Origin of the sequence: Leucobacter sp. BZR 635, from assembly GCF_048061935.2 — a bacterium.
GTDB lineage: Bacteria > Actinomycetota > Actinomycetes > Actinomycetales > Microbacteriaceae > Leucobacter.
On the sequence record NZ_JBLUNZ020000002.1, the window covers coordinates 1 to 11,016 of the forward strand.

The window sequence follows — 11,016 nt, forward strand, 5'->3', positions numbered from 1 at the left end:
GCGACGCGCTCGCCCGAGAGCCTGGGGTCGTCGCAGAGGTCCGAGACCTCGAGGATTTCGCGAAGCGACATTAGTTCACCGGCCCCGAGATCGAGGCGAGCTCGAACGCGTCGCCCACGGCGATCGTGCGTGGATCCTGACCGTTCGCGAACACGCGCCCGTCCTCGCCCGGGCCGCCCGTGCCGAGAATCGTGCCGGTCGCGCCGGTCACGTGGAGCGCCGTGCCCTCCACGAGGGTGAGCACCTCCTCGCTCGCGTTGATCGCGGTGAATTCGGCGAGGCGCTCCTCGCGGCTCTCACCGTTGTGGCCGGCGGGCTTGCCCGAAATGAAGTGCGGGTTGATCTGGAAGGGCACGAGGGCGATTGCAGACAGCGACGGCGGCTCGACGATCGGCATGTCGTTCGTGGTGCGGATCGAGGGGGTTGCGACGTTCGTGCCCGCGCTCCAGCCGATGTAGGTGGTGCCGTGCTCGGTGACCTGGCTGCGAATCTCAGCGACGAGTTCTGCCCCGTACAGGCGGTTGAGCAGCGCGAAGCTGTTGCCGCCGCCGATCGCGATGACGTCTGCCTCGCGCACGGCCGCGACGGGGTCGTCGAAGCGGTGGATCGAGGTGAGCTCGGCGTCCACAGCCGTGAACGGGGGAGCCGCGAGATCCTCGTAAGCGTCGTACGAGAATGACACTGCGGCGTATGGGATAAACAGCACCTTGCGGCTCGTGCCCTCGAGCACGGTGGACAGCTGGGTTGCTGCGTGTTCAAGGTAGCCGAGGCTGCCCATTCGTGAACTGCTCATCAGGAGTGCGTTGGTCATGCGAAGGTTCCTCTCTCAGCGATGATCGCCGCGACGAGGCGGTCGATCTCTTCCGTGGTGTTGAAGTAGTGCAGCGAAGCGCGCGCCATCTTCTCGACGCCGTAGGCGGCGAGGATGGGGGTCGCCATGAAGTGGCCGGCCTCGATGATGATGCCGCGCTGTTCGAGCGCGAGCGTAAGCGCGGTCGGGTCGACGCCCTCGATGTTGAAGGGGAGGATGCCGAGGCGATCCGCGTCGTTCTCGGGCCCGTAGATCTGCGTGCCGGGGATCTCGCGCAGCCTGGCGGCCGCGTAGTTCGTGAGCTCGCGGACACGCTCGTGGATCGCGTCGATCCCGAGCCCTTGTGCGACCTCGACGGCTGCCCCGAGCGCGAGGATCGCGGGAATGTTCGGCGAGCCTGCCTCGAGCTTGCGGGCCGCACGCATGAAGGTCACGCTGTCGCCATCGAGCCCCGCGTTCCACCAGCCGGCGAGCGCCGGAGTGAGTGCGTCGAGGTGCTGCTCGCGCACGGCCAGCACCCCCGAGCCCTCGATCGCGCGCAGGCCCTTGCGGGTGCACGCCGAGATGAAATCGCACGGCCACACGTCGAGCCCGACGGGCATCATGCCGAGCGCCTGCGCAGCGTTCACGTGGACGAGCACGCCCCGCTCGGCGGCGACCTCGCAGATCTCGGTGACCGGCTGCACCGCGCCCGTCACGTTCGACATCGCGGCGAAGGTGATGAGCCGGGTGCGGTCGGTGATTGCCGCGCGCACGGCCTCGGGATCGAGGAGACCTGCGCTGCCGCCCTTCACCGTGACGATCGTCGCGCCAGCCTCTTGCGCAACCATGCGCCAGATCGCGATGTTCGAGAGCATCTCGGTGTCGGGCACGATGACCTCGTCGCCGGCGTTCCAGGTGATGCCGCGAGCGACCAGGCTGATCGACTCGGTGCCGTTTCGGGTGAAGGCGAGCTCCTCGGGCTTGGCACCCATGAAGCCCCCGACCTGGCCGCGGATCTCATCAAGCTGTGTGTAGATCTCAGCGCGCAGGCTCGGCAGGTACGGGCCGGTGCGGGCCGTCTTCCAGAGGTATTCGGTGGCGGCCTCGACGGCCGGAATCACCGGGGGAGCCGCTGCCGCGGTGTCAAAGTACAGGTATGTGCCGCCGAGCTCGGTGCCCGCACGGTTCGCATCCTGATGCGTCTGCCAGTCCATCGTTGGATTCGCCTCTTTCGTGATTCTCCTCGGAGCTGAGGAGGTGCCCCATCAGAATTGGCCACGGGCCCCCTCCCGGCAAGGCTTATGCCGCTATGCGGGATAATGGGCGCATGGCAGAAACCCTGGACAGCGTCGAACGCGCACTTGAAGCGCTCCTACTCTTCGACGCCGACCGCCGCGAGGTCGGGGTGACCGAGCTCGCCACGCTGCTCGGCTGCTCGACGTCGAGCGCGCAGCGCACGATCCACACCCTCACCAAGCTGCAGTTTCTGCGCCGCGATGAACGGCGCCGCGTGTACATGCTCGGCCCCGGGGTGCTGCACCTGTCGCGCGCCTGGCAGAGCACCGCGTCGCTTGCGAGTATCACCCGCCCCGTCGTCACCGAACTGGCCGAGAGCACCGGGCTCACCGCAACATTCGCGATCGCCGACCACGCGCACATGCGCGCGGTCATCTCTGTCGACGGCCCGGAGGGGCCGCTGCGCGGATACCCCACCACTGGCGAACTCTTCCCGGCGCACGTCGGCGCGATCTCCAAGGCCTACTACGCGCACCTGCCGCGGGCCATGCGCGAACACTTCACCAGCCAGCGCCCGCTCGCTAGGTACACCTCGGTGACGAGCATGAACCCGCAGGAGCTCGAGGCGGAGTTCTCCCGGATTCGCGAGCTCGGATACTGCGTCACCCGCGGCGAATACGACGAACAGGTCTCGGCGCTCGCGGTGCCCGTCGCGCTGAGCAATGAACCGCTCGGCTCAGTGTCGGTGTCGACCCGCGAGACGCTGCCTTCGACCGACGACATCGTCGGCCTCGTTCGTGCGGCTGCGAAGCGCATCGGGCAGCTGCTCGGAAAACGGAAGTAACGCCCCACTCCGTGGCCTGTGCGCAGCCAATGGCCCCCAACTTTCGGGGGTACTACGCTCGCACCGCCGTTTCTATGCTCGGGGACAGGCCGCAGCGTCGCGGTTGTCAGGGGGATCGCACGTCGCTGCAGCTACAGCTCGGCGGGTGAGAACTTCGTGACTCAACGAGACAGGGCAAGGAGGCCCAGGTGTCCGCAGATATCCACGATTCGGTGGTCGCAGAAGACTCGCCGATCGACTACGAACAATTTCAAGCCAGCCCCGAATTTCAAGATCTGAAGTCGCGGCTGCGTCGCTTTGTGTTCCCGCTCACCGCGGTGTTTCTCGCATGGTTCCTTGTGTACGTCTTCCTCGGAGCCTTCGCCCACGACTTCATGGCGCAACCCCTGCTCGGCATGAATGTCGCGATGTGGCTCGGACTAGCCCAGTTCGTCACCACATTCGCCATCACCACCGCATACGTCATGTTTGCGAACCGCCGTATTGACCCGCGCACCGCGGCCCTCCGGGCCGAGCTCGAAGAGCTCGAGCGCGTAGCCGAAGGAGACCCACGATGACCGGAATCCACCAGGCCGCGATCGCGCAGGCCGGCATGTTGAAACTCGAATCGGCCGCCGCGCAGAACCCCACACTCAACATCTCTATCTTCCTCGTGTTCGTCGCGGTGACGATGGTGATCGTGATCCGGGCAAGCCGCAACACGAAAACCGCCGCAGACTTCTACGCCGGCGGGCGCTCATTTACCGGCCGCCAGAACGGGCTCGCAATCGCGGGCGACTACCTCTCAGCCGCATCGTTCCTCGGCATCTGCGGCGCGATCGCGGTGAACGGCTACGACGGCTTCCTCTACTCCGTCGGCTTCCTCGTCGCCTGGCTCGTCGCGCTGCTCCTCGTCGCAGAGCTCATGCGCAACACCGCGAAGTTCACGATGGCCGACGTGCTCTCGTTCCGGCTCAAGCAGCGCCCCGTGCGCATGGCGGCCGCGCTCACGACGCTCGCGGTGACCTTCTTCTACCTGCTCGCGCAGATGGCAGGTGCCGGCGGGCTCGTCTCGCTGCTGCTTGGGATCGACGATAAGCTCGGCCAGTCGCTCGTTGTCGCGGTGGTGGGCATCGTCATGATCCTCTACGTGCTCATTGGCGGCATGAAGGGCACGACCTGGGTGCAGATCATCAAGGCCGGCCTCCTCATCCTCGGCGCAGGAGCCATGACGGTCTGGGTGCTTGCGCTCAAGGGCTTCAACTTCACCGCCCTGCTCGCCGACGCCGTGAACCACCCCGAGAACACCAACGGTGCGGGGATCCTCGCCCCGGGGATCCAGTACGGCGCGCTGCCGCTCGACTTCGTGTCGCTCGCGCTCGCGCTCGTACTCGGAACCGCGGGGCTCCCGCACGTGCTCATGCGGTTCTACACGGTGCCGACAGCGCGCGACGCGCGCCGCTCAGTCGTCTGGGCGATCTGGCTCATCGGCATCTTCTACCTGTTCACCCTCGTGCTCGGCTACGGTGCAGCCGCCCTCGTCGGGCCTGAGACGATCAAGGCCTCCCCGGGCGGCGTGAACTCGGCCGCGCCGCTGCTCGCGGCCGAACTCGGCGGGCCGCTGCTGCTCGGCTTCATCTCGGCGGTCGCGTTCGCCACGATCCTCGCGGTCGTCGCGGGCCTCACGATCACCGCCTCCGCCTCGTTCGCGCACGACATCTACTCGAGCGTCATCAAGAAGGGGAAGGTCACCGCAAAGCAGGAAGTACGGGTCGCCCGCATCACCACCGTGGTGATCGGCGTCGTCGCGATCGCAGGCGGCATCGGCGTGCAGGGACAAAACGTCGCGTTCCTCGTCGCGCTCGCCTTCGCAGTCGCCGCGTCGGCAAACCTCCCGACGATCCTCTTCTCGCTGTTCTGGAAGCGCTTCACCACCCGAGGAGCCGTGTGGTCGATGCTCGGCGGCCTCATCACCGCGGTGGGCCTCATCATCTTCTCGCCGGTGATGAGCGGCGCACCCACCTCGATGCTCGGCGAGGGGATCGACTTCGCGATCTTCCCGCTCACCAACCCGGGCATCGTGTCTATCCCCGTCGGCTTCTTCCTCGCCTGGCTCGGCACCGTGACCGACAAGACCGTCGAGTCCCCCAAGCTCGCCGCCGAGATGGAGGTGCGGGCGCTCACCGGCTACGGAGCCGAGCCGCCCTCGAGCCACTGACACCTGGCCGCTGACACCTGGCCGTTGACACCTGGCGTCTGACACCTGGCAGCCGACACCGGGCAGCGCGGCCGTGGGTTTCACGGAAGCGCACTCGGGAACGCCCCGACGCAGATCACCGCGTCGGGGCGTTCCGCGTCCACCGACATGGAAGAATGGAGCCCATGGCCAATCCCGTGAACCCGCCGCGCGGCATGCGCGACTTCCTGCCCGCCGACAAAGCCCGTCGCGAGCACGCCCTCGGAATCATCCGCGGCGTGTACCGCTCGCACGGCTTCGACGAGATCGAGACGCCCGTCGTCGAAGATCACGCGCGGCTGCACTCGGGGCTCGGGGGAGACAACGAGAAGCTCTCGTTCTCGATTTTGAAGCGCGGCATCAAGCCGGAGGCGCTCGCCGCAGCGGTCGACGCCGGCGACCCCGAGCAGCTCGCCGACCTCGGCCTGCGGTTTGACCTCACCGTGCCGCTCGCGCGCTTCTACGCGACTCACCGCGCCGAGCTGTCGCCCGTGTTCCGCTCGATCCAGATCGGGCCAGTGTGGCGCGCCGAGCGCCCGCAGAAGGGCCGCTACCGCCAGTTCGTGCAGGCCGACATCGACGTGATCGGGGAGTCCGGCGTGATCGCCGAGATCGAGCTCATCACCGCGACGTCGCAGGTGCTCGCACAGCTCGGGCTCAAAGACTGCGTGATCCGCGTGAACGATCGGCGAATCCTGTTCGGCCTGCTCGACCACTGTGGCTTCGCACCCGAGCAGCAGGCCGGCGCCCTCATCACGATCGACAAGCTCGACAAGATCGGCGTCGACGGCGTGACCGCTGAGCTCGCCGAGACGAACGCGGACGCTGCCGAGGCAATGCGCGCGATCCTCACGGGCGTCGACGAGGCGCTCGCGGCCGGTATTCCGGTGACCCGCGAAGCGATCGCCGCGGTGCTCCCGGCCGGGGCAGCGGAGGACGGCGTCGAGAGCCTCGTGGCGCTCGGCGAGGCGCTCGACGGTGGCTTGCCGGCTGGCGTCGAGATCCGCTTCGATCCGACGCTCGTGCGCGGCATGGGCTACTACACCGGCACGATCTTCGAGATTGCGCACCCCGGATCCGGATCCTCCGTCGGCGGCGGCGGCCGCTACGACGGCATGATCGGCCGCTTCCTTGGCCAGGACGTGCCCGCCGTCGGGTTCTCCATCGGCTTCGAGCGCGTCGTCGACCTCATCGAGGTCGACTCGAACGCAGGTCCGGAGGCTGTCGCGCTCGTCGCCGACGCCGACGCGTCACTCGACGACCTCATGACCCTCAAACGCGCCCTCGTCGCAGACGGCCTGCGCGTGCGTCTCGAGAAGCGCCAGAAGAACATGAAGACACTCGTCGCCCGCCTCGAGGCCGAGGGCTTCTCGCGGCTCGCGAACGTGCGCGCCGACGTGCGCGAGGTCTCCGAACTCAGCTGGCGCGATCTCGGCGAGTAATGGCCTGAACTCCCGGGGCTCACACCCTCACACCCTCTACACTGAGAAGAGGCGCGGAACACGCGTCTCATGACTTCCACCACAAGGAGCAAACTGTGGCATTTATCGACGCGGTGATCGCACGCGAGATTCTTGATTCGCGCGGAAACCCGACCGTTGAGGTCGAGGTTGGCCTGACCGACGACTCGGTCGGACGCGCGGCTGTGCCCTCGGGCGCATCGACGGGCGCCTTCGAAGCATACGAACTGCGCGACGGCGACAAGGATCGGTACCTCGGCAAGGGCGTGCTCAAGGCCGTCGACGCCGTCTTCGACGACCTCGCCCCGGCAATCGAAGGCTTCGCCGCCGACGACCAGCGCATCATCGACACCGTGCTCCGCGAGGTCGACGGCACCGACAACAAGTCGCGCGTTGGCGCGAACTCGATCCTCGGCGTGAGCCTCGCAGTTGCGCATGCCGCTGCCGCGTCGGCCGAGCTGCCGCTCTACCGTTACCTCGGTGGCCCGAACGCATCGACGCTTCCCGTGCCGCTCATGAACATCATCAACGGTGGCGCACACGCCGACACCGACGTTGATATTCAGGAGTTCATGGCCGTGCCGCTCGGTGCCGAGAGCTTCTCGGAGGGCCTCCGCTGGGGCGTTGAGGTCTACCATGCGCTCAAGGCGCTGCTCAACGAGCAGGGACTCTCGACCGGTCTCGGCGACGAGGGTGGCTTCGCCCCGAGCCTGCCGAACAACGTCGCAGCACTCGACCTCATCGTCGAAGCGATCAAGCGCGCAGGCTTCGAGCCCGGCCGCGACATCGCGCTCGCACTTGACGTCGCATCGTCGGAGTTCTATGAGAACGGCGTCTACAAGTTCGAGGGCCAGGATCGCACCGCCGCCGAGATGACCGCGTACTACGCAGACCTCGTCGACCGCTACCCGCTCGTCTCGATCGAGGATCCGCTCGACGAGGACGACTGGGACGGTTGGAAGCACCTCACCGATGAGCTCGGCGCACGCGTGCAGCTCGTCGGCGACGACCTGTTCGTCACCAACCCCGAGCGCCTCGCTGATGGCATCGAGAAGGGCGTCGGCAACTCGATCCTCGTGAAGGTCAACCAGATCGGCACCCTCACCGAGACCTTCGACGCCGTGCAGATGGCGCAGCGCGCCGGCTACACCGCCGTCATGTCGCACCGCTCGGGTGAGACCGAAGACGTCACGATCGCAGACCTTGCGGTCGCGACCGACTGCGGCCAGATCAAGACAGGCGCACCGGCTCGCTCGGACCGCGTCGCAAAGTACAACCAGCTCCTCCGCATCGAGGAAGAGCTCGGCCTCGCAGCACGCTACGCAGGACGCGACGCGTTCCCGCGTTTCCAGGCGTAACCACACGCCGAACCTGAGGAGTACACGGTGAAGCACTGGGGCGCAGATATCGCGGCATGGGTCGCGAGTCTGCGCTCCAGTGTCTTCACCGTCGTGGTCGTGGTTTCGGTGATCGCGGGTGCGCTGATCCTCAGCCCGAACATCTCGACCTACGTGCAGCAGCAACGCGAGATTGCGCAGCTGCGCGAAAGCGTCAAACAGCACCGCGAGGCCGTAGAACAGATCGACGCCGAGCGTTCGCGCTGGAAAGACCCAGCGTACGTGCGGGCGCAGGCACGCGACCGGCTGTCGTACGTGCTTCCCGGAGAGACGCAACTGAGCGTCATCTCAGACGTGGTGCTGCCGGTGGAGTCGCAGGAGAAGACGCACGCAGAACTCACCCGGGTCGAACGCAACTGGGCGAAAGACCTGCTCGCCTCGGTCGTCACCTCCGGCACCGCCATCCCAGACACCCCATCAACCGACGAAGCCGCAAGGAGCACACCGTGAGCCGGCCCCCTTATTCCGCCCCGACCCCCGCAGACATCGAGGCGGTGAGCGAGCAGCTCGGACGTGAGGCGCGCGGCGTCGTCGGCATTGCGGCACGCACGAGCGACGGCAGCCCAGCGGTCGTCGCGACGTCGCCGAGGCTTCCCGACGGTTCGCCGTTCCCGACGTTCTACTACCTCTCGCACCCCGAGATTGTGGCCGCAGCGTCACGGCTCGAAGCGACCGGCATGATGGTCGAGTTCAACGAGATGCTCGCCGAAGACGAAGAGCTGCGTGCCGCATACCAGCGTGCGCACGAGCAGTACATCGCCGACCGTGACTCGGTCGGGGAAGTGCCAGAACTCGCCGGAATCAGCGCTGGCGGCATGCCCACGCGCGTGAAATGCCTGCACGCGCTCGTCGGACACGCCCTCGCGGCGGGCCCCGGAGTGAACCCGATCGGCGACCTGGCGCTCGAGCGATCCGGTTGGGGCGCATAAACTCGACGGAACATACGAGTTCCTCTGTTTAATTTCGAATATTCCTCGGTTTGAGGACCCCAGCCCGTGGTTTGTGACGGTTCGCGATATTTTGCGGGTAGGATTACTTGGGTTGGGAGCATTTTGCCCAACTGGCTTCCCGCGCGAACTGCGGGCGCACCCTGCACCCCGCATTTTGCGTTTATTTAGATCATCAAGGAGATCGCTTCGTGGCGAAGAAGATTCTGATCGTCGGCGGCGGCTACGCCGGCTTCTACACCGCATGGAAGCTCGAGAAGCTGCTCCGTTCGGGCGAGGCTGAGGTCACCATCGTTGACCCGCTGCCCTACATGGCTTACCTGCCCTTCCTCCCCGAGGTCGCTGCCGGTTCGATTGAGCCCCGGCACGCTGTCGTTGCGCGTCGTCGCCACCTGAAGAGGACCGCGAACATCGCGGGCAAGGTCACCGGCATCTCGCACGCGACGAAGACCGCGACTATCACCCCGACCGTGGGCGAGGCGTACGACTTCGAGTACGACCAGATCGTCATCACCACCGGCTCGGTATCGCGTACCTTCCCGATCCCGGGCATCGCGGATCTCGCAATCGGCATGAAGACCATCGAAGAAGCAGTCGCGATCCGCGACCGCATGGTGGGGAACTTCGAGCGCGCAGCATCGCTGCCCAAGGATTCGGCAGAGCGTGCGCGCCTGCTCACCGTCACCGTCGTAGGCGGCGGCTTCGCTGGCATCGAGTCGGTTGCCGAGCTCCGCTCGTTCGCGACCACGCTGCTCCGGCGCTACCCGGAGATCACCTTCGACGAGACGAAGTTCCACCTCGTCGAGGCAATGGGCCGCATCATGCCCGAGGTCACCGAGGGGCTCGCAGACTGGGTTGTGAAGGATCAGACCCGTCGCGGCGTCGACATCCACCTCAACACGCAGCTTTCCAGCGCTGAGGGCGGCAACATCGAGCTCTCGACCGGCGAAAACTACGAGTCCGACCTCATCGTCTGGACCGCGGGCGTTATGCCCCGCCCGTTCCTCAAGGGCACCGACCTTCCGATCGGTGGGCGCGGACACGTCGTCGGCACGCCGTCGCTGCGCGTCGCAACCGAAGAGGGCGAAATCGTCGAGGGCGCATGGACCGCGGGCGACACCTCGCAGGTTCCCGATATCTCCTCGACCCCCGGCCCCGGCGGCTTCTGCGTTCCGAACGCACAGCACGCCGTGCGCCAGGGCAAGCTCCTCGCAAAGAACATCGTTGCGACGCTGCGCGGCGAGGGTGTGCACGAGTACAACCACAAGAACGCAGGCGCTGTCGCTGGCCTCGGCATGAACACCGGTGTGTTCCGCTCGGGCAACTTCACGCTCAAGGGCTACGTTGCGTGGCTCGCACACCGCTTCTACCACGGCCTCGCAATCCCCACGTGGGAGCGCAAGTGGCGCGTGTTCGGCGGCTGGGTTGGCCACTTCTTCCTCGGTCGTGACATCGTCAACATCGAGGCTGTGACTGAGCCGCGCGCGATCTTTGAAGAGTTCGCTTCGCGTCCGCGCCCCGCAGCAGACTAAGTTTCGCAGCTCAAGGCCGCGGGATCCTTCGGGATCCCGCGGCCTTTTGCGTTGCCGCCGCCCAGCCCTCACGCCCGCGCGCTTTGCTGCGGTGCCGGGCCCGCCCACCCTCACTGCGGTGCCGGGCCCGCCCACCCTCACTGCGGTGCCGAACCCGCCCACCCTCACTGCCCCGATTAATCTAGTCCGAGGCTTATTCGGGACGAGAAGGGCTCCTCGAGGAACATAAGGGTCGGACTAGTTGCTCCTGAGGCGGTGCCGGCGGCTGCCGCGGCTGCCGCGGCTGCTCCGCAGCCGTGCCCTGGGCCCTGGGCGCGGGGCAGCGGTGTGCGGGTGCGGCTGGGAGGGGCCGGCAGCGCACGCTGCTTTCCGGCCGCGGGAATCCCTTGGTGCCCGCAGCAGGAGCCTTCCTCAATCAATGGGAGGGGCGCGAAGCACCCGCGGCAGTCTGAGGAGATTCTCGGTCACAACGCCGTCCTGTCTGCCCCCAGTTTTCTAAAGTGAGGCATATTCGGGCTGTGCAGGGGTCGCAATGGATTAATCGGGGTGTGTGGGGTGGGTGGGGGAGGGAGCCGAGTAGGGGTGACGGGGA

Annotated in this window: 10 protein-coding genes; 8 read left to right on the forward strand and 2 right to left on the reverse strand. The window is 66.7% G+C overall.

The window, feature by feature from the left end:
- Nucleotides 1-70: 70 nt before the first annotated feature.
- The gene (pepE, locus tag ACI1US_RS00110) at nt 71-811 is read right to left on the reverse strand and encodes a dipeptidase PepE (RefSeq protein ID WP_461637172.1); all 741 of its coding nucleotides are present in this window, start codon (nt 809-811) and stop codon (nt 71-73) included.
- A complete protein-coding gene (locus tag ACI1US_RS00115; protein WP_461637174.1) occupies nt 808-2,007 on the reverse strand; it encodes an aminotransferase class V-fold PLP-dependent enzyme in 1,200 nt (399 codons plus the stop codon). The genes pepE and ACI1US_RS00115 overlap by 4 nt, the downstream gene beginning before the upstream one ends.
- A 113-nt stretch (nt 2,008-2,120) precedes the next feature.
- Between ACI1US_RS00115 and ACI1US_RS00120 the strand changes: the two genes are divergently transcribed.
- The 8 genes from ACI1US_RS00120 to ACI1US_RS00155 all read left to right on the forward strand — a co-directional run bounded on the left by ACI1US_RS00120 (nt 2,121) and on the right by ACI1US_RS00155 (nt 10,424).
- Nucleotides 2,121-2,873, forward strand: coding sequence for an IclR family transcriptional regulator (locus tag ACI1US_RS00120; protein ID WP_461637176.1), 753 nt, complete (start codon nt 2,121-2,123; stop codon nt 2,871-2,873).
- A gap of 188 nt (nt 2,874-3,061) precedes the next feature.
- Nucleotides 3,062-3,430: a DUF485 domain-containing protein gene (locus tag ACI1US_RS00125; protein WP_461637177.1), complete on the forward strand. Its 369-nt coding sequence runs from the start codon at nt 3,062-3,064 to the stop codon at nt 3,428-3,430.
- A gap of 35 nt (nt 3,431-3,465) precedes the next feature.
- Complete coding sequence (locus ACI1US_RS00130; protein ID WP_416549794.1) at nt 3,466-5,070, forward strand: solute symporter family protein; 1,605 nt, start codon at nt 3,466-3,468, stop codon at nt 5,068-5,070.
- Nucleotides 5,071-5,234: 164 nt separating this feature from the next.
- Nucleotides 5,235-6,530 carry a histidine--tRNA ligase gene (gene hisS / locus ACI1US_RS00135; RefSeq protein WP_416549793.1) on the forward strand — a complete coding sequence of 432 codons (1,296 nt, stop codon included), beginning with the start codon at nt 5,235-5,237 and terminating at the stop codon, nt 6,528-6,530.
- A 95-nt stretch (nt 6,531-6,625) separates the two neighbouring features.
- Nucleotides 6,626-7,906, forward strand: coding sequence for a phosphopyruvate hydratase (gene eno / locus ACI1US_RS00140; protein WP_416549792.1), 1,281 nt, complete (start codon nt 6,626-6,628; stop codon nt 7,904-7,906).
- 27 nt (nt 7,907-7,933) lie between these two features.
- Nucleotides 7,934-8,395: an FtsB family cell division protein gene (locus ACI1US_RS00145; RefSeq protein ID WP_416549791.1), complete on the forward strand. Its 462-nt coding sequence runs from the start codon at nt 7,934-7,936 to the stop codon at nt 8,393-8,395.
- Nucleotides 8,392-8,874: a DUF501 domain-containing protein gene (locus ACI1US_RS00150; protein WP_416549790.1), complete on the forward strand. Its 483-nt coding sequence runs from the start codon at nt 8,392-8,394 to the stop codon at nt 8,872-8,874. The genes ACI1US_RS00145 and ACI1US_RS00150 overlap by 4 nt, the downstream gene beginning before the upstream one ends.
- A 209-nt stretch (nt 8,875-9,083) precedes the next feature.
- A complete protein-coding gene (locus ACI1US_RS00155; protein WP_461637180.1) occupies nt 9,084-10,424 on the forward strand; it encodes an NAD(P)/FAD-dependent oxidoreductase in 1,341 nt (446 codons plus the stop codon).
- The last annotated feature ends 592 nt before the right edge of the window (nt 10,425-11,016 follow it).

Excerpts from the sequence above, each read along its gene's own strand:
- pepE (WP_461637172.1), bottom strand. The coding sequence starts at position 811 with ATGACCAACGCACTCCTGATGAGCAGTTCACGAATGGGCAGCCTCGGC.
- ACI1US_RS00115 (WP_461637174.1), bottom strand. The coding sequence starts at position 2,007 with ATGGACTGGCAGACGCATCAGGATGCGAACCGTGCGGGCACCGAGCTC.
- ACI1US_RS00120 (WP_461637176.1), top strand. The coding sequence starts at position 2,121 with ATGGCAGAAACCCTGGACAGCGTCGAACGCGCACTTGAAGCGCTCCTA.
- ACI1US_RS00130 (WP_416549794.1), top strand. The coding sequence starts at position 3,466 with ATGTTGAAACTCGAATCGGCCGCCGCGCAGAACCCCACACTCAACATC.
- hisS (WP_416549793.1), top strand. The coding sequence starts at position 5,235 with ATGGCCAATCCCGTGAACCCGCCGCGCGGCATGCGCGACTTCCTGCCC.